Source organism: Pseudoalteromonas issachenkonii (assembly GCF_002310795.1).
Classification (GTDB): domain Bacteria; phylum Pseudomonadota; class Gammaproteobacteria; order Enterobacterales; family Alteromonadaceae; genus Pseudoalteromonas; species Pseudoalteromonas tetraodonis.
Window position 1 is genome coordinate 2,126,052 of the sequence record NZ_CP011030.1, and the last position, 23,819, is coordinate 2,149,870.

Sequence of the window (23,819 nt, forward strand, 5' to 3'; positions counted from 1 at the left end):
TCACCTTTTATTATTAATATGCCTAACAGCCATCATTTTACCTAAAATAACCAGCAAATGACTATAAAATTATGCATGTGCAAGTTGCACCGCTTGTTCAATATCCACAGCAACCATGCGCGACACGCCGGGCTCTGCCATGGTTACACCCGTTAATCTACCCGCCATTTCCATTGCAATTTTATTATGACTAATATAAATAAACTGCACAGATTGTGACATTTCTTCAACCAAACGGCAAAAACGAACCACATTGGCATCATCTAATGGAGCATCTACCTCGTCCAGCATACAGAATGGAGCTGGATTGAGCCTGAATATAGAAAACACCAATGATAATGCGCTCAGCGCTTTTTCTCCACCACTTAACAAATGAATTGTCGAATTTTTTTTACCTGGTGGCCTTGCCATTATACTAACACCACTTTCGAGTAAATCGTCACTGGTTAATTCTAAGTAAGCACTGCCGCCGCCAAACACTTTGGGGAAAAGCTGGCCAAGATCGTGATTTACCTGATCAAACGTAGACTTAAAGCGCGTTTTTGTTTCACGATCTATTTTATGAATAGCGCCTTCTAAAGCTGTTAATGCTTGGGTTAAATCGTCCAGCTGATTATTTAAATAATCACTTCTTTGCTTCGCTTGTTCAAATTCATCAATGGCTGCAAGGTTAACAGCTCCTAATTGCTCTAGCTGATTACTTACTCCAGCAAGTTGATTTTGCGCCGCATTTAATGACAACTCTGCAGGAAGCTCTGCTAATACCTGTTTTAAATTTTGATTAAGCTCACTAAGTGGCTCTAGTACCGCTTGCGCTTTTATTAGTAAGCTTTGCTCTTCAATACTCAGTTTTTGATGCTGCTCTTGCAATGCCACCAGCTCAGTCTGTGAACTTTTTAAACTCGCTTGTTTGTTTTGTAATTCTTGTTTTGCTTGAGCTAACTGCTGCTGGGTATCCACAAGGGTTTGTTCGCCTTGTTGGTGCTGTACTAATAATTGCTCAATACTCTCTGCAAGCTCTTGCTCAGGAATAAGTAACGCTTCAATCTGCTCTATTATCTCTTGCGCACCCTCTGCAGCAGTTGCAAGCGCCTGTACAGCATGGCTAAGTTTTGTTTGACTGAGCTGCCATTCACTTCGTGCTTTTTGCTCATTAAGGTTTGCCTGATGCGCTAGTGTTTTATATTGTTCAGCATTATTCAAAGCTTGTTTGTAACGCTCATCACTATTTATTCGTGTGCTATCGGCTTGGTTAAGCTCTTCAGCTAAGGCCTGTAACTGCTGTGCAAGCTGTTCATTTTTATCGAGCTCTTCGCTCAATAATTCGCTTAACTGCTGTTGTTGCTCTAGCAGAGGCAGACGCTGTTGTTGTAATTTTGTTAGCTGCTGCAGATGCTGATCAGCTTGCGCTTTAAGCATATCGCCACGCGTTGTTGCTACAGCAAGTTGTTGTGCTAATTGATGAATAGTGTCTTTGCGCTCATTTTGCTGAACAGTTAACAATGCAGCCTGCGTTTTATGTTCTTCAAGCGTGGAGTGTGCGTTCGTCAATGCCTGTTGTTGTTGCTCAAGTAAGGTTTCTTGCTGCTTGAGTTTTTTGTGCATTAATAATAAGGAATTTTCTGCATTTTTATCGCCACTTACATGCCAGTTTCGACCGTGTAATGCCCCTTGCTTATCTATAACCGCAATATAACTATTGTCGTTAAGTGCGCTTATATCGCCGGCTTCATCATAAGCAATATGATTTAATAACTCAGGATACACACCTGTGGTAATAAACGCGGCAATACTGTGCTTAGCTGCAGACTGCGATGCAATTTCCCACGTGCTATTTTCTGCTTTACCTTGTGATATATGAATGTGCTCAAGTGATGACAGCGCCTGCTCGACTAAAAACTCATATCCCGACTGAACAGTTAACTGCTTAAATAAGGTTAAACTTTCATCGCTGCTTTTTTCAAGCCCAAGAGTAGTTTGTAGCCCCGCTATACCGGCTTTTAATTCATTTACTTGCTGAGATAAATGCTGCCAATCTTGCTGTGCATCATCTAGCTGTTGCTGCTGAGTAGTTTGCGCAGTTTGGCCTTTACTGTGAGCCGTTTGCGCTTTCGCTAGCTGCTCAGTCAGGGCTTGTCTGTGCTGTTGTTGCTGAGTTAATAGCTGCTCTATCTCACTGTGTTTTAACTCATCTATTTGCTCATCAAGCTGCGTTAGTTGTTGCTTAACATAACTGCTTTTCTGTTCTGTGTGTTTTACTGCGTTGGTATGCGCTAACTGCTGATTATGCAATTGTTGATAATCTTCTTTTAGCGATTGCCAGTGTGATGTGTCGGCATTTTTAATCTCCAGCAGCCGATTAACCTCATCGCTAAGCTCTATAACCTGCTCGCTACACATTAAGTTATGCTCTACAGCCTGTTGTAAGCTGTCATCTAACTCTTGGCAGAAACTTTGTTGCTGCGTTTTGACTTCTTCACTTTGATTTTTTTGTTGCTCTAACTTGGCTAAATTTTGTTTCAGTGACAGCGTTTGTTGTTGAATGCTAATTTGCTGCTGTTCACTGCGAGTCAATTCTGTATGTGTATGGTGCTGCTGTTGCTGTGCATCATTAAGTTTATCTTGCTGAAATTGTACTTGAGCTTCAAGACTTGCCAGAACATCATCATGGCCTGAATGCGCCGTTTTAAAAAAGCTGATTTGTTCATCCAGTTTTTTTATTTGTGCGCTTTTATCAACTTGTTGCTGATGCAGCTTTTGCCATTTTAATACCGCTATTTGCCCCTTTAAAGTGCGTTCTTGGGTTTTAAATTCGCGATATTTTTTAGCATCAACCGACTGTACTGCAAGTTTATCAAGCTGGTTTTGTAACTCTTGGCGAACATCGAGGAGTCGCTCTAGGTTTTCTCGGGTGCTCTTTATGCGGGTTTGTGTTTCACGGCGGCGCTCTTTGTATTTCGATACGCCTGCCGCTTCTTCTAAAAAAACACGCAGCTCTTGCGGTTTGCTCTCAATTAAACGCGAGATCATGCCTTGTTCTATAATGGCGTAACTACGCGGCCCAAGCCCAGTGCCTAAAAATATATCGGTAATATCACGTTTGCGGCATTTGCTACCATTTAAAAAGTACAGCGATTGGCCATCGCGAGTTACCAAACGCTTAATAGCCACTTGGTTACGATCAGCAAAGGTATTGGGTAATTTACCTTGGGTATTATCAAATATGAGTTCAACAGAAGCTTGTGAGATGGGCTTGCGGTTAGTGGAGCCATTAAAAATAACATCTGTCATGGCATCGCCACGTAAATTTTTAGCTGAGCTTTCACCAAGCACCCATCGCACCGCATCAATCACGTTCGATTTGCCACAGCCATTAGGGCCGACAACACACGTCATTTGATCCGGAAATGGAATTTTAGTGGGCTCTACAAAGGATTTAAAGCCCGCTAATTTTATAGTGCTTAAGCGCATCTGTTTGTTTTACCAATTTTTATTATTTTTGTTAGTTGTTACAATTTAACCTATTTTTAGGCAAAAGGTTAAGCTTGGCGTTTAAAGTTATCTAAAATAATGCCCGTTGCCATTGCCACATTAAGTGATTCAGCGCCACCAAAGGCAGGGATGGTAATTTTATTTGTTACCAGCGCGGCACACTGCTGACGTATACCATGTGACTCGCTGCCCATTAATAACACCCCTTTCCCAGCAAACTGGCAATGATGGACATTCTCGCCCTCTAAAAATGCACCATAAATAGGCACATCCAAAGATGTTAAATAGCTAGGTAAATCAACTTGGCTTACCGATACACGAACAAATGACCCCATAGTGGCACTAATTGTTTTTGGGTTATACGGATCGGCACTGTCGGTGCTGGCAACAATGTGTTTTATGCCGTACCAATCAGCCACGCGAATGATGGTACCTAAATTACCCGGATCAGACACTCCATCTAAGGCCAATATTAAGCTGTTTTCATCGGGTAATGTGGTACTTGGCATATCAACAATGGCAATCGCCGCATTATTACTGACTAAAGTACTTACCTTTGTTAACTGCTCTTCATCTGCTGTAATAAAATGCGTTTGAGGGTATGCGCTTTGGTTATTATCAATAAAGTTTTGCGTTGCAAACACATCGGTTACTTTTAATGGGCTATTTAATAACTCCAGTACATTTTTTTCGCCTTGTACAAGGTATTGATTAAGTTGCTTGCGGTACTTCTTTTGGCCAAGCTGGCGAATTAGTTTAAGTTGGTTTTTTGAAATCATGTCAGCCCCGTTAAATTATCTGCACAGTATACCAGAGGAGACTTAAAGTGCAGCCCTATAAACAGCAAAAGCAATAAAATTAGCCTACTTACAATAAGCTAGCTAATCATAAAGATTGTTTTTATTCTCTAAAAAGGGTAAATTTACAAAAAATTACAAGGACTTTTTTTAAATGGAATCAATACACCCAACTTCATCTGAGTCAAACCAAACACCCTCCTCTATTTTTAGCGGTAAAGTACAATTTAGCGGCAAAAGCGGCGAATTTTTTGGCATATGGAGTGTCAATATACTGCTAAGTATTATTACTTTAGGAATTTATTCTGCATGGGCAAAAGTACGCACCTACCGTTATTTTTACGGTCATACGCGTATCGACGGTCATAGCTTTGACTACCTAGCCACTCCTATACAAATTCTAAAAGGCCGCATTTTAGCGGTAATCGTGTTTTTAATTTACACCATACTAAGCAGCCTCGCACCGGCGATAGGCCTTTTATTTGCTATTGGCTTTTTATTTTTATTGCCGTGGATCATCAACCAAGGTCTGCGTTTTAATATGCGTATGACCCGCCATCGTAATGTACGCTTTGCCTTTTCAGGTAATTACGGCGATGCATTTATTAACTTTGTTTTATTGCCTATTGCAAGTGTATTCACATTACACCTATTACTGCCGTATGTATTAAAGCGAATTGATCAATATATGCATGAAAACATCAGCTATGGAAATAAACCACTTACAGTAAATCTTCAGGGCGAACGCTATTACATCGCAGCACTTATTACCCTAGGAGTTGCAATAGGTGGCTTAGTTATTTTTGGCTTCTTTGCTGGTGCAAGTGCCTTAACTATCGATAACTTAAACACACAAAACTTTAGCCTTTCGACAATTGTAGTGCCGCTATTAATTGCTACGTTGTATGTTGCGTTTTTAACACTGGTAGGCGCTGTTTATCATTCGCTTATTCGAAATCATATTTTTAATAACAGTGAATTTACAGAAGTCGCTACCTTTGATTCGAACTTAAAAGCCATTGACTATGCCATCTTACTATTTACTAATGTATTGGCAATTATATTTACCTTAGGACTGGCCTACCCTTGGGCTAAAGTACGCAGAGCAAAGCTGTTAGCATCGGTTACTGAAGTCACTATTTATAGCGGCGCACTTTCGTTGATTGATGTTGCACAAAATGAGCAGTCATCATTTGCTGAAGAAGCGGCCAATGTGTTTGATATTGATATTTCACTCACCTAATGAGTAATTATCCTATTTTTGGCTGTTATTATTATCCTAATAGCAGCCAACATATTAAAAGCTATGCACACCTTTCCCATGAGCAAATAACACTTGTTGACTCTGAGAATACGACGTTACTTGCATCAACAATAGACAATTGCCAACTTGATAGCCCGTTACCTGGCATGGCGTCAGAGTTAAATTTTGCTGATGGTGGGCGATTTATTCCTCAAGATGTAGAATTTAGGTGGCCATTCGCGCTTAAAGAGCATGGACTCAGTGAACGCTTAGAAAAAAATAAGATTCTTATTGTTGCATCCGTGCTGCTAATTCCCCTATTACTTTGGTTAATTTTATACCGCTTAATACCATCAGTAGCCGTTTATAGCGTTAACTTAGCACCTGCCTCGGCAATTGAAACGATGGGAGAGCAAACGCTCAGTGTAATAGAAAAAGTCGCATTGGAACCTTCTCAACTTTCCACTAATAAGCAATCAGAAATACAGCAACAATGGCGTTTAATGCTTAACTCGCTCAATTTAGACAGTGCAAAGTTTAGGCTATCTTTTTATCAGTCTGATTATTTTTCAGCTAATGCGTTTGCTCTTCCAAATGGTCGGGTTGTAGTAACTGACGAACTTGTTGATCTATTAAAAAATGACCCTGATGCCCTGCGTGCTATTTTACTTCATGAAATTGGTCATGTTCAGCACCATCACAGCATTCGCCTTGCAGCACAAGCTGCAGCGAGCACCGTTGTATTTGCAGTTATTTTTGGTGACTTAGAAGGTATATTAGAAGTCGTGCTTGGCTCTGGCTCATCTTTTTTACAACAAGCGTTTTCGCGAGATATGGAACAAGAAGCCGATGTATATGCGATTAAAAACCTTTTAAAATTAGGCTATTCTAACCACGACTTTGCTGATGCAATTGAAGCACTGGAAAATAATTTACAAGCGCAAGAAGGGAGCTATGATGATACTTGGTTAAAGTATTTATCAACGCACCCAAGTTCTCAAGAGCGAATAGAATATGCGAGGCAATATAAACCACAATGACCCCTGAACTAAATTTGCTCTTATTGGTTATCATTATGATAACCCTAGGCTACGGGTTTATTTATCCGCGCTTTGCAGGTAGCAGCTTTAAAAAAGTATCGGTGCAAGATTTATTTGCAACAGGCATTACGCTATTAATTGCATCTCGCCTTTATTACAACTCGGGCGTGCAATTTAGCTGGTTAATATTTGAAGTTAATTGGTTTTGGTTTACTTTTTTAACTTACGTCATAATCGAAATTCCGGTGTTTTTTATTTATGCTAAAAAGCACAATATGCAGTTTTAATAGTCTTTTATTTTCATACAAAAAAAGCGCCAAATTGGCGCTTTTAAAACTGCATTAACACATATTAATATTTATGCTTAAATGCCCACAAATGCAGTAATTCACTGGCAATCGTTGCTGCAGCAATGGCGGTAAGCTCACTTTGGTCATAAGAAGGCGATACTTCAACCACATCCATTCCCACCATATTAACCCCTTTCAGTGCGCGTAAGATTTTAAGCACTTTATCAGAGGTTAAACCACCACACACGGGTGTGCCCGTACCTGGTGCAAAGGCGGGGTCTAAACAATCTATATCAAAGGTTAAGTAAACCGGTAAATCACCCACTCGCTCAATAATCTGAGCTGCAATATCATTCGCATGCAGATCATTGGCTTGCATGGCATCAATCACTGCAAACTCATGCCTGCTTTGATCAAAGTCAGTACGAATGCCTAGCTGAATACTGTGATTAACATCAATTAACCCTTCCATTGGCGCATGATAAAACATGGTGCCGTGATCAAAACGCGAGCCGTTGCTATAGGTATCGGTATGCGCATCGAAGTGAACTAATGCCATTTTGCCATGAATTTTTGCATGTGCGCGCAATAGTGGTAACGTTACGAAATGATCGCCACCCAAGCCTAATAATGTTTTACCTTGGCGAAGTATTTGCTCTGCCGCCATTTCTAATTGCGCGGTAAAATATTCCGGGTCACCTACCGGATAAGTAAAGTCGCCAGCATCCGCCACGGTTAAGCGCTCAAACAATGGAAATGTCCATGGATATTTTGTATCTTCCCATGCTAAATGTACCGATGCTCTGCGAATAGCATCAGGCCCTAAGCGGGCACCAGGGCGCCCTGAAGTGGCTAAATCAAACGGTAGACCCAATACCACTACATCGGCTTCAATCGCGTTAATGTTTTGTACCATAGGACGACGTAAAAACGTCATCCCATTTGAGTACAATGAGTGGTCAACACAACCAAACAAGCTAGACATTGCTTATAACTCTTCTAAATAAGTGTAGCCATCAAGGCCGCTTTGCAACTCGTCTAAAACGCTTTGCTGTTCATCTGCTGCAATTTTTGCGCTGACTAACTGCGCATATGACTGCTGAAAACCTTCAACATCTAAATGCACATAACGCATCATGTCAGCCACAGTATCACCATGATTAATCTCTGTAATGCTAGCAATACCTTGCTCATCCATATTGACAATAGCACTGTGCGTATCACCAAATAAGTTATGCATATCGCCTAAAATCTCTTGATAGGCACCTACTAAGAAAAAACCCATTAAATAAGGTTTATCTGCTGTAAACTCTGGTACTGGCAACGTACTTTCAATACCTTGACCATCAACATAATGCTCTAATGCGCCATCTGAATCACAGGTGATATCTAGTAACACAGCCCGTTTTTGTGGAGCTTGCGTTAAACCACTTAAAGGCAACACCGGAAACACTTGGTCAATACCCCACGCGTCTGGCAATGACTGAAACAATGAGAAATTGACAAAAAACTTATCGGCTAAACGCGCATTCAGATCATCAATAATCGGTCGATGAAAACGATTTTTGTTATCCATTAATTTATTAAGCTCATAACACACACGCAAATTAATTTGCTCGGCCCATGCGCGCTGAGTTAAATCTAATAATCCCATCGCAAATTGGCTATGCGCTTCGGCTAAATCACCTTGGCTGTCGTGAAAAATTTCAATTAATGCACGGTCATCAGTAAGTACATGCAATTGTTGCCATGAAATCCACATATTTTTAAGTAATTGCGGCGCATCATCTGCTGGCGCTTCTATTTCTTCCGGTGTATACGTTTCGGTGCCAATTACATTAGAAATCAGCACCGCGTGGTGCGCCGTTAATGCTCTTCCCGACTCTGAAATAATGGTAGGAAAAGGCTGTTCATACTGCTTACAAATATCACCTATGGTGTACACAATATTATTTGCGTATTCGGCTAAACTATAGTTCATTGAGTTGTGTGATTGACTGCGCGTGCCGTCGTAATCAACCGCTAAACCGCCCCCTACATCAAGGCACTCTATGTGTGCACCCAACTTACGTAATTCACAATAAAAACGAGCAGCTTCACTTACACCTAAGCGTACATCACGAATGTTGGCCATTTGCGACCCTAAGTGAAAATGCACAAGCTGTACTAAATCAAGCTGATCAGTTTCTTTTAAACGGTTTACTACATACAGCACTTGTGAAGCAGACAACCCAAACTTCGATTTTTCACCGCCACTGGCCTGCCATTTACCCTTGCCTTGCGAGGCTAAACGCACACGAATACCAATGCGCGGTTTTACATTCAGCTCTTTAGCTTGGCTAAGCACCATGTCCAGCTCAGACAATTTCTCAAGTACGATATACACTTTATGGCCCAGCTTTTCGCCAATCAGCGCTAAGCGCACATATTCTTTATCTTTGTAGCCATTACACACAATCACCGCACTGGTTTTTTCAGCCAATGCTAATACGGTTAATAACTCTGGCTTGCTGCCTGCTTCTAAACCTAGCTGTTTTTTTTCTACTTGTGCTTGGCTGGCAACAATTTCTTCAACGACTTCGCGTTGTTGATTTACTTTAATTGGATAAACTAATAAATAGTCTTTTGGATACCCATAGCTTTCTATTGCGGTATTAAATGCGCCACATAAGCTATGCACACGATGGTGTAAAATTTGTGGAAAGCGAACGAGTGCTGGCAAACTTAAGCCTTTTTCTTCAAGCTGCTTAGCAATGTCTGTTAGTGCAATGGTTTGCTGTGGGGCATCAGCCTTTGGCGCAACATACACATCACCTTGATCATTAATACCAAAAAAACCTTGGCTCCAATGACGAACGTTGTAGCTCGTACGAGCTTGTTCAAGTGATGTTGTCTCTTTCATTTATCTTTCTCTTTTATTTATGAATGCCAAACCGGCTAGTTGCGCGCATTAAAAGAAAAATAGCGATTCATGTCCAACAAGTATTTCTACTCGTAACGAGTGAGGATTAAAATTGATAAAGAAAAACAGTAAATAGCGTATTATTAGCTGAGCGCAAGCTCCATAAATAGGCTGTTCGGGTTTTCTGTGTATTCACCAAAAGGGGCACATTGTACAAACCCTAAATTCTCGTAAAGATGGATTGATTGTCTTTGCTTTGGCCCTGTTTCTAGCTTTATGATTGGGATTTCTTCTTCGCCAGCATGGTGTAATAATATTTGCATAATACGGCGCGATAAGCCTTTTCCGCGATAACTAGGTTTGACATATAAACGGCGTATCTCACCATAGGGCTGGGTATCAAACTGCATAACAATCGCCCCACAAGCAATAATCCCCTCTTCATTTTTCAAGCCTATTGCATAGACATTGGGTTGGCCCAATTGACTAACAGACAATGACTGTGCTGTCGCTACTGGATATAAAGAATTAATAAGTCTGTCGATATCAGAAAAAACATTAATCACATCGGGATCATCAGGGGTTAAATCTATTAACTGCATAGGTTATCTCTAATTTATTTTCTTATTTGTTAGCAAACTATAACGCATTGTAACAAATGAACAATAACTATGTTTTATGTCATTACTTTTAAAAAATACCGACACAAAATTATTATTGCAAAATAAAAAACAATAGTTTGACCTACATGTACTATGACGGGCGTATAATGCAATCAATTAGAGTGTAAATTAGGAATAAATAATGTGGTTTAGCCCAAAAAAAAGAAAACAGGCGTTTGCAAAACAGCTAGTTAGTACACACGAAGCAGCTGCGATTATCGTTAACAACGACAACACTGTTATTGCAGTGAATGACGAGTTTACATCGCTAAGTAAGACACTTAACCAAACTAATGACACTAATACATTAACTTATTTAAATAAACGTTATAATCCAACAAGCAAAACCATTGCTTGTGGAAATAACTTGTTTTTAACCCAACACATTAGCCCGCTTACATTAAAAGAGCTTGATACATGCTCGCTTCATGTATTTAAACCTGAGCCTGTGAGAGTGTTAGATGAGCAAGCTTGGCAAACACTTCTGAGTTTAGGTGAAGATATCTATGCAGTCTTCGATGATAACTCAAAGCTTGTTGCGAATAATTTAGATACGTCGAACAGTGCCGACGCTGCACTACTGCCCAAAGAAAACACTAAATTGCTAAACGTTTTACAAGATGCTTTAAATAGCGAACACGGTTCACTGTGTTTATCTATAAAAGACAATATTTATTATAATGTTGCCCACACTACTTTTAACTTCAATAATACCTTGTTGTCTGCATTTGTATTATCAAAACAATCACAAGTTGAAGACTATAAGCAATTTGAACTGTTATCTAAGGTGGTCAGCAATACCAGTACTAGTGTACTTATTACCAATAAAGATGGCTTAGTAGAATATGTTAACCCTGGCTTTGAAGTACTTTCAGGTTATACACTTGCAGAAGTAAAAGGCAAAAAACCAGGCAATTTCTTGCAGGGAGAACAAACAGACAAAGAAACCGTTAAGCGGATTTCAAAAAACCTTAAAAACAAACAACCATTTTATGAAGAAATACTAAATTTTGATAAAAATGGTGTGCCATATTGGATTGTTCTGTCGGTAAACCCAACATTTGATGATAATGGCCAGCACACAGGGTTTGTGGGCGTCAGTTCAGATATTCGCGAAATTAAGCGCCAAGTACTTGAACAAATAAACCAAAAAGATGCAATAAGTAGCCACTCGGCTGTGATTGAGTTTAATGAAGATGGCCAGTTCCTATCTGCCAATGAGTATACCAAAAAGCAATTAAACATATCTGAGAGCTCAAACATAGCGAGTGTGTTTGGTAATTTAAGGGATCATTTAGATGCTTCACGTATTCAAATACTCAACCAAGGCAAGCCGACTGAAGTAATGATGTCATTGACGCATCAAAATGAAGACGTAACGCTAGATTGCATTATTTCTTCTATTACCGATTTAAACGGTAAGGTTTCTAAATACGTTGTATTTGGTAGTAATGTCTCTTCTAGAAACAAATTGGTTACTGGAACGCATCAATCAATGTCAACCGTATTAGGGAAAATTCAAACTACGGTCACCACCATCAATGCCGTGGCAGATCAAACTAATTTACTTGCTCTTAATGCGGCCATTGAAGCTGCGAGAGCTGGTGAAGCTGGACGAGGTTTTGCCGTGGTTGCTGACGAAGTACGTAACCTTGCCAAAACATCAAACGAAGCAGCGGCACAAATTGGACTTTTAATAAATGAAACTCAAACGCACGTTGACGAGCTTGCTTCATTTTTAAAATAATTAAATAGTTTGAAAAAACTTAACAAACTTGCTCAATCAACAAATTAAACTGTTTGTTAGTGAATTATTTTAATCCGGTAGAGTCTGTGTGGCCTGAAGAAATGTGGCTGTTTTTTGTTAAAATTTAAGCGATGTATAAAATAGAAAAAGGCGCTAACGAGCGCCTTTTTTATGTGCTATTAGAGCCCTTGCTCATCTGCCATTTTTTTAACTATTTGTGGTGCTGTCCACAGTGACGGTAGTAACACAAAGGAAACTGGCACCGCGGTCACCACAATAAAGGACTGTAGCGCTGAAATTCCGCCCTCGCCAATTGAGATGAGTAATGCAGCCATTACCCCCATCATAACTCCCCAAAACACACGAATTGATGTTTGCGGATGATCGGTACCGGTCATCACCATAGATACCGAGTACGTCATTGAGTCACCGGTTGTTGCCACAAAAATAGTGGTCAGCACTAAAAATAATACCGACACAACAAACCCCATGGGTAACTGCTCAGTAATGGCTAACAATGCCGCTGGTAAATTAAGCCCTGCGAAAGGTTCTGATATAACACCTGGATTATTTAACTCAAAAAATATGCCTGAGCCACCCACAATGGTAAACCAAAAGCAGGTGATCACTGGCGCAACCACAGAGATGAGTAAAATCATTTCACGGATAGTTCGGCCACGCGATATACGCGCAACAAACATCGCCATTAAAGGGCCATAACCTAAAAACCAGCCCCAAAAGAATACGGTCCACCAGTCTAACCATGGTTTATCGGCACGAAACGTAGCCATAGGAATAAAGTTATCTAAGTACAAGCCAAACGATTGGATGTAGCTATCAATAATAAACGCAGTGGGCCCCATCAGTAATATAAACAACATCAGCACTACAGCCAAAACAACATTAAAACGACTTAACAGCTGAATACCTTTAGTAACGCCACTTACCGCTGAAAGTGTGTAAATGCCAATTAAACTAAATAAAATAACTACTTGTGTGGTGTAGGTGTCAGGAATACCAAACAATTTATCTAGGCCAAAACTCACCTGTAAGCCTAAAAAACCAATTGGACCTACAGTGCCAGCAACCACAGCGAGTACACAACATGCATCAACAATTGTACCAAGCGCCCCTTTCATAACACGATCGCCAAATACGGGATAAAGCAAAGTACGAGGTTTAAGCGGTAAGCCTTTTTCGTAATGAAGATGCATATAAACAATGCCCGTTAAGCTGCCTAATATAGCCCAGGCTAAAAATCCCCAGTGCATAAAGCTTTGTGCAAGTGCGTTATAAGCGGCATCGTTAGTGCCTGTTTCACCACCAAATAGCGGTGGCGGAGAAATAAAATGTGCCATTGGCTCTGCTGCGGCCCAAAATACGCCGCCACCAGCAAGCAAAGTACACATAATAATACTTATCCACTTAAAGGTAGAAATTTCAGGGGTTTTTAAGCCACCCAGTACCACTGAGCCAGTGCGGCCGATAGCTAAGAAAATGCCAATCACAAAGGTTAATAAAAGTAGGACTTGCCAAAAGGCGCCAAATATTTTGGTTGAGAAGGCAAAGGCCGTATTTATCCAATCAGACATCAGTTTAATGTCGTAAAGGGCCAGCGCGGCAAATAAAACTAATATACCGCCACTGATTAAAAATACGGGTATATCAACCCCATCAAGAAACTTAACTCGGGAAGAATGTGTTTCACCCGACTTTAAAGTTGCTTTAGTGGTATTCATTTATCGCTCCTAATGGTTCTTTAAAGTTACCGACATAGCGACACACCATGACATCACACTAAACCCTAGTTTCAACAAACGACAAAGCAACTCAAAAGCGAGTTTTAAGTACTTGTCATGTTCACGTTTAGGTAATGTCACAACAAGTAGACTTATTGCCAATTCCTGACTAGTTTAACGCGTTAAAAACGCTAAACCAATGCCTCAGGAATGATTTGTGTAGTAGTTACACAATAATAAAAGATAAATTACATCACGGTATCAAACAAACAAAAAATATACATTTTTGCTTTAGCAAAAGCGCGGTACGTTATTAAACGTTGCTGCGCAGTGGGTACGCAAACAACGCGGCTTATCGATTAGGGCAACTAAACCTGTCGCTCTGTTAGTGATAAATACAGGGTTATTGATGCTGTTTATGCCATGTTAAATAGTTGCTGTACGTTAATGGTTTTGCAAATAAATAACCCTGCACAGCATTCACGCCCATCGACTTTAATATTGTTAGTTGCTCAGCACTTTCGACCCCTTCGGCCACAATGTTAATATTTAAGCTATGACCTAAGCCAATAATAGATTGCACAATACTTTGACCCGATGCGCTATTGAGCACTTTATCAATAAAGCTTTTATCAATTTTTAACTCATCAATAGGAAAAACGCTTAAATGTTTTAAACACGAGTAGCCCGTACCAAAGTCATCAATTGAAAACACAAATCCCTGCGATTTTAATTCTTCCATTTGCTTTACGGTCCCCATCAAGTCACCCGCCAACATTGATTCAGTGATCTCTAATTTAATTCGAGTTGGCGAGACGTCAAACGCTTCAATTGCTTTAAATAGCTCACCTTTTAAAGTGGAAGAATTAAACTGACATTGGCTAATGTTAATTGATACGCTAAAGCTGTCATCGAGTAAGTTATTATCTCGAAGTGTTTCAAGTAAAATACAAATATCTCTTAATACAATATTTTGTAACTTTTGAATTAAGCCAAATTGCTCGGCAATTGGAATAAATGCATTAGGGGGGATAAGTCCTTTGGTTGGATGATTCCATCTTATTAATGCCTCAGCACCCACAAGGGTTCCATCAATTGCTAATTGTGGCTGAAAATAAGCACAAAACTCATCGCACGCGATAGCCCTAACAATGTCAGTTTCAAGCTCAGTTTGATTTTCCAGTAAGGTTTGCAGTGCGGGGTCGTAAAAGCTACTACTATTACCGCCTTTCATTTTAGAGCGATACATAGCGGTATCTGCAAATTTTAAAATATTAGCGGTTATGGCATTGCTCGTGTTAATCAAACAAATACCAATACTACAACTGACCTGAAACGCTAAATCGCCCACTTCAAATTTTTCATAAAAGACACTTTGTACTTTTTTAGCAATCAACTCAGATTCACTATTAGCTTGCATGTGGCTATCACCGACATGCTCGATAAGAATAATAAATTCATCACCACCGACTCGTGCGAGGGTATCTGCCGGGTTCAAAATAGCTGTTAATCGTTGTGATAACTCAACCAGTATTTCATCGCCTGCATTATGACCTAGTGAGTCATTTATGCGTTTAAAATTATCTAAATCTAAAAATAAGAGTGCGCCAGAATGATCAGACTGCTTAATTCGCTCCACATACATACTGAGCCTATCATTGAGCATTCTGCGATTAGGAAGGTTAGTGAGCGGATCGAAAAATGCTAACCGTTGTACTTCTTCTTCGGCAGCTTTGCGATTAGAGATATCTCTGGCCATCCACACCACATGTCTCAGTGACGGGTTAGTAGGCTGGTAACTTTCAAGGGGAGCTGTTCGCCCTTCAAATGTAAGCTGCTTACCTTTTATATTGAGCTGATATTCAAACACTTGAACTTCATTAGTTTGCAACGTTTTGTCAATCACCGCCAGAATAGGATTTGCATCTTCAGGAGGCATAATATCTCTGACATTTTGATTAATAACGTGCTCTTGGCTTAAATATAAACTTTCATTAGCTGTGCCGTAAACATTGGTATACTCCCCCTCTTCACTCAAAATGAGGGTTAAATCAGGAAGCACTTTTGTAAAGGCTTTAAACTTTTCATTACTTTGCTGTAATTCAAAAAGCAACGCGTTTAATCTTAGTGACTCGGTGTGCTTTTCAAGAGCAATACTGGTGAAATCAACAAAAAAATCTATTAATTCTAAATCTTGTGGTGTCGGTGACTTTGCGCTGTCATGATAAATTGCAAAAGTGCCTAATATGTCTGATTTTGTTGAAATAATGGGGGTAGACCAACATGACCTTAAACCATAACTTAACGCCAATGCTCTATAATCATCCCATAATGGCGATGTTGAAATATCTGCGGCAATAATGCGTTTTTTTTCATAGGCTGCAGTACCGCATGAACCGACAGTTGGCCCTATTTTCACACCATTAATTGCTTGGCAATAACCCTGTGCAATATTAGGAGCCGCGCTATGAAATAGCTGCTCTCCTTTGAGCGTTAATATAGAGCACTTTGCAGAAGAGTCTTCAATAAGCTCCTCAATAGATAAACAAATATTTTCCAGTACCTCATCAAGTGGCGCACCGAGTGCTATTTTCGATAATATACTTTGTTGCTGAGAAAGCAGCTTTCTGACTCTCATTATTTCAATCAAATTATATTCCTCAACAATCACTAACGCTAAATGCGTCGCTCTATTTTAGGGCCTGTTTATAATAATTTATTATAGTCTTTTGACTATACATAACATTGAAATCAGCATCTATGCTATTTTCGTCTATTTCACGAGCGTTTGCCATTCAATACAAGGTGGCGATTTGAAATGTACTTATCAACAAATCATTTATTTACATACCATCTGTAAATACCCTTTATTAAATACTTTGTTACTTAAAAGTACTGTTTAAAATCATCAAGCTATTTATAATAGCTAAAACATAAATAATCGATGAGGTTAGTGTGCAAATAACACAAGGTATGGAATATTTTTTTTCAGGGTTTAAGTTAATTAGTCAAAAAGGGCTAAAACGCTTTGTACTTATACCCCTACTTATTAATATTTTATTATTTGGTAGCTCCTTATTCTTTTTATTTGGCTGGCTTAGTGATGGCTTTAATGCCGTAAACGCCATGCTCCCAGAATGGCTAAGTTGGCTCGAATGGTTAATGTGGCCAATTGCTGTGCTGGTGGTGCTGTTTAGTTACAGTATGTTATTTACCGTTATTACTAACTTTATCGCCGCACCTTTTAATGGCTTACTAAGTGAAAAGGTAGAGCTTTACTTAACTGGTCAAAAAATTAACGACGACGGATTAGCTGACTTAGTTAAAGATGTTCCGCGAATGCTGGGCCGGGAATGGACTAAGCTTTGCTACTACCTCCCACGCGCTATCGGCTTTTTTATTTTATTGTGGGTACTACCTGTAATAGGCCAAGTGCTATGGGTGCTTTTTACCTGCTGGATGTATGCGGTGCAATATAAAGATTATGCTTTTGATAATCACAAAATCAGCTTTACACAAATGAAAAATGACTTAAAAAGCAAACAAGGGTTATCTTATGGGTTTGGCTTTGCCGTGATGCTGCTAACCGCTATCCCATTTGTAAATTTAATTGTTATGCCTGTGGCGGTATGTGGTGCCACACGATTATGGGTTGAAAATTACCGACCACAATACCGTAGTTAAAATAAAAAATGGGCCACTTGGCCCATTTTTTATACTCGCTAATAGATTAACTATATAAGCTCTGTGGCACTTTAGTGACATTTAAGTGCACCGTTATTTCTTCACGATCATGGTATAAATGCTTAGCTTGAAGTTCATAGCTTATGCCGTACTTCGCCATTTCTTCTCTGATCATTTTTAAACATTCATACACACTATCAAAGCGTTTTTTCATCGGTAATTTCAGATTAAAAATAAGCTCTTTTGCATAAGCATTTACTGCCCAATCAATCATCAAGTTAGTCACTTTAGTCGGCTTTTCTACCATATCGCAAACCAACCAAGTGATGTTTCTTTTTTCTGGACGGTATTTAAAACCATCTTCTCTAAAATGCTTTACCTGACCCGTTTCCATTAAACTTTCGTTCATTGGGCCGTTATCTATCGCGCTAACAAACATACCACGGCGAACTAACTGATAAGTCCAGCCACCTGGGCATGCACCTAAATCAACGCTGCGCATCCCAGCTTGTACGCGTGACTCACGCTGTTGCTCAGGAATAAACACATTAAATGCCTCATCTAACTTAAGGGTTGAACGGCTTGGGCCATCGCTTGGCATACGTAAACGTAAGATCCCCATAAAAAAAGGAGAGTTGTTATAACTATATGAGTAACCCACATACGCAGTATTATTAGCTAAAAACAGCACATGCATTACTGGGCGATTTGCTTTTGGCTCACGCAATACAGTGTTTTGTTTCTCGAGGGCTTTTTTTAGCGGAGTTGATATTTTTTTACAAAAAGTCAGTAACTCTTTGCCCTCGTTGGTATCGGGTGTTTCGACACGCAGCTCAGAACACAAAGTAAAATCTTTTGCGGCATCTACAATAGCGCCTACTCTATCTTCTACGGGCATATTTTCAATTAGGTTACCGGCAAACCATTGGCGTGCAAACACCATATTTTTAAAATCAACTTTTTTGATTATTTCGTCGCTGTGCTGCGCTTCAAAACATTCATAAATAACATAACCGGTATTTGGTTTTGCTTTTACATACCCAGCAAATCCTTGTTCGGCAGCGTGAAACGTTATTTCAGCAGCGGCATCGTTTTCAAAACCACTACGACAGTAAATCACAACACTAGACATATTAACCCTTAAACTCTTTAAAACTTAAATCGTGCAACTTGCACTAAAATAACTATCCAACCAATAATAAAGCACAGCCCACCCAATGGGGTAATTGGGCCCAGCCACTTCAACCCTGTTAAGGCCAATAAGTATAAGCTGCCACTAAATAACAATGTACCGGCAATAAAAAAACCACCCGCCATACTGAGGTGCATACCCCACTTAATTAAAATAGCCACTGCAATTAACGCCAGCCCATGCACCATTTGATACTCAGCGGCGGTTTTAAAAATACCAATGGAGTACTCTGATAAACGACTTTTCAGACCATGAGCAGCAAATGCGCCCAGTATCACTGAAAGCATGCAAAAAAAGCTGCCTGCTAATAAAAATAGTTTAATCATGTTTATCCTCTTTTAAATTTTCAAGCGTATTCTTTATAAAGCTTGCTGCCTGTATTGCCGCAGCATTCAGGTTTTGTTGCTCAGTCACGCCACTTTTTTTACGCGGTTTTAGTGAGTGGTCACCATCCGTTAACCATACATACTTTGGCTGCTTTGGCATGGCCATTGTGGCAAGCTCTTCGCGGGTGCCAAAGGTATCCCTTTCCCCCTGTAATACTAAAAAAGGACACGGTATGTCTGCAAAATGATCTGTACGCAGTTTTTCTGGCTTGCACGGAGGATGAAACGGATAACCAAACGCAAGCACACCTAAAACAGGATGAGAGGTCGAACAGGCAAGCATCGATGCCATGCGCCCGCCCATTGATTTACCCCCTATAAATAGCGGTAAATTTGCATCAGCTTGAGTCACTATATGTTCAAAATAAGTAAGTAGTTTAGGCGCTCGCTCTGGTGGGCGACGTTTGTTAGTTTGTTTAGCAATTTGCATATATTCAAAATCAAACAAGCCAACGTCAATACCGTACTCACTGAGTTGTTTAGCCATGATTTGCATAAACTCAGAATCACTGCCAGCCCCTGCGCCATGAGCAAATATAAACTGTGCGATTGCCGGTTGCTGACTACTTCTAACCCATTCGATGCTCATCAATATTCTTGCTCCTGCTCAACTAAACTTAACATCCAGTCTTTAAACGATACAATTTTGCCTAACTCATTTTGTGACTCACGGATCACTAAGTAATAGGCATTTTTACTCTCTAAACTGTGATTGAACGGGATCACTAAACGTCCTGCATCAATATCTGGTTTTGCTAGTACGCTGTTACCAATTGCAACACCTTGGCCATGTACCGCAGCTTGTAACACCATAGAAGAATGACTAAATATAGGTCCTTGGTTAACTTGTACATTACGTACGCCGGCGGTTTTCATCCAGGTTTTCCAGTTTTTACGGGTGGTGTCATGTAGCAAGGTATGGTTTGCTAAATCACTGGGTTGGTTAAGCGCTCTGGGGCCATTTAACAGTAACGGGCTACATAACGGCACTAAATACTCAGTGTGCAGTTTATAGGCTTGCACCCCACTCCAATGACCGCGACCATAATAAATTGAGATATCAACATCGTCTGTTAACGAGTTTTCATCCTGATCTTGGGCTTTAATTCGCACATCAATTTCTGGGTGTAATTCGTTAAATAAGCTCAATCGAGGAATGAGCCATTGAATCGCAAAACTGGGGGTTAAACTTACGGTTAACGAACCTTTGGCACCACGGGCTAGTAGCTTTTCAGTTGCATCAATTAGCTGAGTAAAAATCTCTTTAATATCTAAAAAGTAACCTTGGCCTTCTTCGGTTAATAATAACGAGCGATTTTTACGTAAAAACAGCTTTAAGCCTAAATGCTCTTCAAGCGTTTTTATTTGATGACTCACCGCAGCTTGCGTGACATACAACTCTTCTGCGGCTTTAGTAAAGCTTAAATGACGTGCAGCAGCTTCAAAAGCTTTCAGCGCGTTTAATGGAGGAACTCGTCTTGACATGGCAACCAAGCTTAGAATTAGTTTTTCTTATGCGGTGAATTATATACCTATGCTAGGAAAGAGTATATTCAAGCCATAAAAAAAGCGACCTAAGTCGCTTTTAAAAGTGCTAATCAACTTTATAAATCGCTAGCACTGGTATCAAGAGGGGCAAAGCTCTTGATTAAATCATCCACCGCTTTCATTTGCGATAAGTACCCTTCTAACTTGCTCAATGCTAATGCACAGGGGCCATCACATTTTGCTTCATTTGGATTGGGGTGCGCTTCAATAAATAAGCCTGCAATACCCAATGCCATGCCGCTACGAGCAAGTTCGGCAGCTTGAGCACGACGACCATCGGCTGAGTCAGCTCGACCGCCAGGACGCTGCAATGCATGAGTTGCATCAAATATAACGGGAGCCATGGTTTTCATATCATCCATACCTAGCATATCAACCACTAGGTTATTATAGCCAAAGCTTGAACCACGTTCACATAAGGCCACATTATTATTTCCGGCTTCATTAAATTTAGTAATGATATGACGCATTTCATGCGGAGCTAAAAACTGTGGCTTTTTCACATTAATAATCGCGCCTGTTTTAGCCATTGCAACCACCAAGTCTGTTTGACGAGCCAAAAACGCCGGTAGCTGAATAACATCAACAACCTCTGCAACCGGTGCTGCTTGATGAGGTTCATGTACATCGGTGATAAGCGGAATATTAAAGGTATTTTTAATCTCTTCAAATATCTTTAAGCCTTCTTCCATGCCTGGACCACGGTAAGAATTGATGGACGAGCGATTGGCTTTATCAAATGACGCCTTGAATACATAAGGAATATTTAATTTAGTGGTCACTTCAACATAATGCTCGGCAATACGCATCGCTAAGTCGCGTGATTCAAGCACATTCATGCCACCAAATAAAACAAAAGGTTTATTATTTGCCAGTTCTATTTCATTGATATTAATAACTTGGTTATTCATTTTAATTCCTTATGGTGCAACTGCTTGCATCATTAATCCACAAATATACGCCATATATGTACCTACACCATAGCCAAGTACAGCTAATAATACGCCGACCGGTGCCAGTGACGGATGAAACGCAGCAGCCACAACAGGGGCAGACGCTGCGCCACCTACATTGGCCTGTGAGCCAACAGCCATATAAAATAACGGCGCTTTAATTAATTTAGCCACAATGAGCATTAAGCTTGCGTGAGTTAACATCCAAATTGCACCAATAACAAAATACATCGGTGAATCAAAAATCGCCATTACATTCATATGCAGGCCAATCGATGCCACTAAAATATACAAAAAGGCTGACGCCACTTTCGATGAACCAAACGCCTCAATATGGCGTACTTTGGTAAACGATAAGCAAATACCTATCGTCGTTGATATAACAATAAGCCAAAAGAACTTACTGTTTAAACTGTATTCTTTTGCCCACGCATAATTATTGGCAAAGAAGGGCCCTAAAATATCTGCACAAAAGTGCGCTAAACCGGTAATACCAAAGGCAATAGCAATAATCATCATGTAATCATTTAGCGTTGGCATACGCGCATGCTCTGCATGGTATTTTTCAACACGTTGCTTTAAGTCTTCAATCGCGGTGGTATCTGCACCGGCTTTAGCGTCAATCGCTTTATGATTAGCTGCCATTAATAATAATACTGCCATCCATAAATTAGCCACTATCACATCCACGGTGACCATGGCTGAGAAAATATCGCCACCCACTTCAAACATTTCTTTCATAGATGCTTGGTTTGCACCGCCACCAATCCAGCTACCTGCAATGGTTGTCATACCACGCCAAACAGCGTCAGGGCCATGTCCCCCTACCGCTTCTGGATAAACAGCACTCATTATTAAAATAGCTAATGGGCCGCCAATCACAATACCTGCGGTGCCGGTTAAAAACATAATTAATGCTTTAGGACCTAAATTAATAATCGCTTTTAAATCAATACTGATAGTAAGCAAAATTAAACACGCTGGCAGTAAATATCGCGAAGCGACGTAATATACGTTAGATTGAGAACCATCAACAATACCAAAGGTATTTAACAATGACGGCAAAAAATAACACAGCAATAATGCCGGTACATATTTATAAAATGCCACAAGACCTGGGCGTTGACTATTTGAGGTTTTGAAAATAAACCCTAAAATAATCGCCAATAAACCAAGTACAACGGCATCATTGGTAATTAATGCAGTTTGGGGATCAGCCATAACATTTCCTATTTTTTATTCTTAGTGGTGAGTTTTATGATTGTCTTCAAGTTCTTCAATTTGATGTAGAATGATTTCAATAGCAGGATCATCAGGACATTCATCAACAAAAAACTGTAAATCATCTCGTGCCATTTTAGGGCAGCCAAGCTGATTTAGTAAATAACCTCTGTCGCGTCGCTCATAGGGATCATCACCTAACATTTCCATTAATAAATCGACGCAAGTTAATGCATGACCAAATTTATTTTCACTAATGAAAGACCATTTTTGCTGCGCTAAAAATAATTTATACACTTCGTCTTCAAAAATAAGCTCTAAAGGCTCTTGTTCTTGAGGGTTTTCTTCATCAATATTTTCAGGAATGATGTACCAACTTTGTTGGCCACTGCTAGGGTCGACAAGATAACCCTCTTCATCACTCATTGCGACGTGAATGCCCACTTCGCCTTGAGTTATGCTTACACTGGCATCGAGTTTAGCATGCTGTAAAAAGTGGCATAACAAAATAGCTAAGGTTGTCGGTGTGCCACTGCGCATAGACAAGGTGTAGCTGATGCTATTTAACTTATACTCAGGAACTTTCAAGCTTGATGCACTAAATAGCCACTCACTATAAAAGCTATCAAGTAGTTTATCTAGGCGATCGTGTTCGTCCGGCATCTGCTGACAAATAGACTCTATTTGCTGCTCAAACGCAGTGAGTATTTCAAGACTTGGTGTTAAGTCTATTTGAGGGTCCCATTTAGCTTCCGCTTTTATACAACGATATATAGCCGGCGGCAAAAAATCATCGTAAGCATCTTCTATATAAGATTCATCGTGTTCATCAAACCCGAGGGTGGTCATTCATACTACAACATTCTAGAAAACGAGGACGTAGTTTACCTAATTTTAAAGCTAGATACCAATAATCAGAAATG

Annotated in this window: 19 protein-coding genes; 5 read left to right on the forward strand and 14 right to left on the reverse strand. The window is 39.9% G+C overall.

Features of this window, described 5'->3' with window-relative positions; genetic code table 11:
* Positions 1–69 precede the first annotated feature (69 nt).
* Positions 70–3,471 carry a chromosome segregation SMC family protein gene (locus tag PISS_RS09835; protein ID WP_058154929.1) on the reverse strand — a complete coding sequence of 1,134 codons (3,402 nt, stop codon included), beginning with the start codon at positions 3,469–3,471 and terminating at the stop codon, positions 70–72.
* 68 nt (positions 3,472–3,539) lie between these two features.
* On the reverse strand, positions 3,540–4,271 hold the full coding sequence (locus PISS_RS09840; RefSeq protein WP_013465306.1) for a TrmH family RNA methyltransferase: 732 nt from the start codon (positions 4,269–4,271) through the stop codon (positions 3,540–3,542).
* 172 nt (positions 4,272–4,443) lie between these two features.
* Between PISS_RS09840 and PISS_RS09845 the strand changes: the two genes are divergently transcribed.
* Genes PISS_RS09845 through PISS_RS09855 form a run of 3 tightly spaced genes read left to right on the forward strand, consistent with a single transcriptional unit; the run spans position 4,444 to position 6,859 of the window.
* Positions 4,444–5,532: a YjgN family protein gene (locus tag PISS_RS09845; RefSeq protein WP_058154931.1), complete on the forward strand. Its 1,089-nt coding sequence runs from the start codon at positions 4,444–4,446 to the stop codon at positions 5,530–5,532.
* Entirely contained in the window at positions 5,532–6,572 is a 1,041-nt protein-coding gene (locus tag PISS_RS09850; RefSeq protein WP_058154932.1) for a M48 family metallopeptidase, read from the forward strand. Before PISS_RS09845 ends, PISS_RS09850 begins: the two co-directional genes overlap by 1 nt.
* Positions 6,573–6,607: 35 nt before the next feature.
* The gene (locus PISS_RS09855; protein ID WP_232311318.1) at positions 6,608–6,859 is read left to right on the forward strand and encodes a hypothetical protein; all 252 of its coding nucleotides are present in this window, start codon (positions 6,608–6,610) and stop codon (positions 6,857–6,859) included.
* 64 nt (positions 6,860–6,923) lie between these two features.
* Here PISS_RS09855 and speB read toward each other — a convergent pair whose 3' ends face one another.
* The 3 genes from speB to PISS_RS09870 form a co-directional block, all read right to left on the reverse strand.
* Positions 6,924–7,847, reverse strand: a complete 924-nt coding sequence (gene speB, locus PISS_RS09860; protein ID WP_010388380.1) for an agmatinase — start codon at positions 7,845–7,847, stop codon at positions 6,924–6,926.
* 3 nt (positions 7,848–7,850) lie between these two features.
* Positions 7,851–9,764 (reverse strand): biosynthetic arginine decarboxylase, encoded by a 1,914-nt coding sequence (gene speA, locus PISS_RS09865; RefSeq protein ID WP_054202482.1) that lies wholly within the window; start codon positions 9,762–9,764, stop codon positions 7,851–7,853.
* A gap of 143 nt (positions 9,765–9,907) precedes the next feature.
* Positions 9,908–10,366 (reverse strand): GNAT family N-acetyltransferase, encoded by a 459-nt coding sequence (locus tag PISS_RS09870; RefSeq protein ID WP_013465312.1) that lies wholly within the window; start codon positions 10,364–10,366, stop codon positions 9,908–9,910.
* A gap of 202 nt (positions 10,367–10,568) precedes the next feature.
* Here PISS_RS09870 and PISS_RS09875 point away from each other — a divergent pair, with 202 nt between their 5' ends.
* Complete coding sequence (locus tag PISS_RS09875) at positions 10,569–12,173, forward strand: methyl-accepting chemotaxis protein (protein WP_058154936.1); 1,605 nt, start codon at positions 10,569–10,571, stop codon at positions 12,171–12,173.
* Positions 12,174–12,352: 179 nt separating this feature from the next.
* On the opposite strand, the gene PISS_RS09880 is transcribed toward PISS_RS09875, so the two are convergent.
* On the reverse strand, positions 12,353–13,912 hold the full coding sequence (locus PISS_RS09880; RefSeq protein ID WP_058154938.1) for a BCCT family transporter: 1,560 nt from the start codon (positions 13,910–13,912) through the stop codon (positions 12,353–12,355).
* Between the two features lie 403 nt (positions 13,913–14,315).
* Positions 14,316–16,562, reverse strand: coding sequence for a putative bifunctional diguanylate cyclase/phosphodiesterase (locus PISS_RS09885; protein WP_058154939.1), 2,247 nt, complete (start codon positions 16,560–16,562; stop codon positions 14,316–14,318).
* Positions 16,563–16,885: 323 nt separating this feature from the next.
* Between PISS_RS09885 and cysZ the strand changes: the two genes are divergently transcribed.
* Positions 16,886–17,596, forward strand: coding sequence for a sulfate transporter CysZ (gene cysZ / locus PISS_RS09890; protein ID WP_414704488.1), 711 nt, complete (start codon positions 16,886–16,888; stop codon positions 17,594–17,596).
* 46 nt (positions 17,597–17,642) lie between these two features.
* Here the strand turns inward: cysZ and rlmM are convergent, their stop codons facing one another.
* The 7 genes from rlmM to PISS_RS09920 form a co-directional block, all read right to left on the reverse strand.
* Positions 17,643–18,728 (reverse strand): 23S rRNA (cytidine(2498)-2'-O)-methyltransferase RlmM, encoded by a 1,086-nt coding sequence (gene rlmM / locus PISS_RS09895; protein WP_028834960.1) that lies wholly within the window; start codon positions 18,726–18,728, stop codon positions 17,643–17,645.
* A 17-nt stretch (positions 18,729–18,745) separates the two neighbouring features.
* The gene (locus tag PISS_RS09900) at positions 18,746–19,114 is read right to left on the reverse strand and encodes a DUF423 domain-containing protein (protein WP_016900429.1); all 369 of its coding nucleotides are present in this window, start codon (positions 19,112–19,114) and stop codon (positions 18,746–18,748) included.
* On the reverse strand, positions 19,107–19,763 hold the full coding sequence (locus PISS_RS09905) for an alpha/beta family hydrolase (protein WP_058154941.1): 657 nt from the start codon (positions 19,761–19,763) through the stop codon (positions 19,107–19,109). Before PISS_RS09905 ends, PISS_RS09900 begins: the two co-directional genes overlap by 8 nt.
* Complete coding sequence (locus tag PISS_RS09910; RefSeq protein WP_013465321.1) at positions 19,763–20,659, reverse strand: transcriptional regulator GcvA; 897 nt, start codon at positions 20,657–20,659, stop codon at positions 19,763–19,765. Before PISS_RS09910 ends, PISS_RS09905 begins: the two co-directional genes overlap by 1 nt.
* A 119-nt stretch (positions 20,660–20,778) precedes the next feature.
* Positions 20,779–21,633 (reverse strand): 3-deoxy-8-phosphooctulonate synthase, encoded by an 855-nt coding sequence (gene kdsA, locus PISS_RS18960; protein ID WP_013465322.1) that lies wholly within the window; start codon positions 21,631–21,633, stop codon positions 20,779–20,781.
* A 9-nt stretch (positions 21,634–21,642) separates the two neighbouring features.
* The gene (locus PISS_RS18965) at positions 21,643–22,896 is read right to left on the reverse strand and encodes a DUF819 family protein (RefSeq protein WP_036982079.1); all 1,254 of its coding nucleotides are present in this window, start codon (positions 22,894–22,896) and stop codon (positions 21,643–21,645) included.
* Between the two features lie 21 nt (positions 22,897–22,917).
* Positions 22,918–23,745 carry a tetratricopeptide repeat protein gene (locus PISS_RS09920; RefSeq protein WP_013465324.1) on the reverse strand — a complete coding sequence of 276 codons (828 nt, stop codon included), beginning with the start codon at positions 23,743–23,745 and terminating at the stop codon, positions 22,918–22,920.
* Positions 23,746–23,819 lie beyond the last annotated feature (74 nt).

Bases quoted from the DNA above. Each gene is read 5' to 3' on its own strand.
- PISS_RS09910 (WP_013465321.1), bottom strand. From the start codon at position 20,659: ATGTCAAGACGAGTTCCTCCATTAAACGCGCTGAAAGCTTTTGAAGCT.
- PISS_RS09855 (WP_232311318.1), top strand. From the start codon at position 6,608: ATGATAACCCTAGGCTACGGGTTTATTTATCCGCGCTTTGCAGGTAGC.
- rlmM (WP_028834960.1), bottom strand. From the start codon at position 18,728: ATGTCTAGTGTTGTGATTTACTGTCGTAGTGGTTTTGAAAACGATGCC.
- PISS_RS09845 (WP_058154931.1), top strand. From the start codon at position 4,444: ATGGAATCAATACACCCAACTTCATCTGAGTCAAACCAAACACCCTCC.
- PISS_RS09835 (WP_058154929.1), bottom strand. From the start codon at position 3,471: ATGCGCTTAAGCACTATAAAATTAGCGGGCTTTAAATCCTTTGTAGAG.
- PISS_RS09880 (WP_058154938.1), bottom strand. From the start codon at position 13,912: ATGAATACCACTAAAGCAACTTTAAAGTCGGGTGAAACACATTCTTCC.
- PISS_RS09900 (WP_016900429.1), bottom strand. From the start codon at position 19,114: ATGATTAAACTATTTTTATTAGCAGGCAGCTTTTTTTGCATGCTTTCA.
- PISS_RS18965 (WP_036982079.1), bottom strand. From the start codon at position 22,896: ATGGCTGATCCCCAAACTGCATTAATTACCAATGATGCCGTTGTACTT.
- PISS_RS09905 (WP_058154941.1), bottom strand. From the start codon at position 19,763: ATGAGCATCGAATGGGTTAGAAGTAGTCAGCAACCGGCAATCGCACAG.
- PISS_RS09850 (WP_058154932.1), top strand. From the start codon at position 5,532: ATGAGTAATTATCCTATTTTTGGCTGTTATTATTATCCTAATAGCAGC.
- PISS_RS09870 (WP_013465312.1), bottom strand. From the start codon at position 10,366: ATGCAGTTAATAGATTTAACCCCTGATGATCCCGATGTGATTAATGTT.
- speB (WP_010388380.1), bottom strand. From the start codon at position 7,847: ATGTCTAGCTTGTTTGGTTGTGTTGACCACTCATTGTACTCAAATGGG.
- speA (WP_054202482.1), bottom strand. From the start codon at position 9,764: ATGAAAGAGACAACATCACTTGAACAAGCTCGTACGAGCTACAACGTT.
- PISS_RS09875 (WP_058154936.1), top strand. From the start codon at position 10,569: ATGTGGTTTAGCCCAAAAAAAAGAAAACAGGCGTTTGCAAAACAGCTA.
- kdsA (WP_013465322.1), bottom strand. From the start codon at position 21,633: ATGAATAACCAAGTTATTAATATCAATGAAATAGAACTGGCAAATAAT.
- PISS_RS09920 (WP_013465324.1), bottom strand. From the start codon at position 23,745: ATGACCACCCTCGGGTTTGATGAACACGATGAATCTTATATAGAAGAT.
- cysZ (WP_414704488.1), top strand. From the start codon at position 16,886: ATGGAATATTTTTTTTCAGGGTTTAAGTTAATTAGTCAAAAAGGGCTA.
- PISS_RS09840 (WP_013465306.1), bottom strand. From the start codon at position 4,271: ATGATTTCAAAAAACCAACTTAAACTAATTCGCCAGCTTGGCCAAAAG.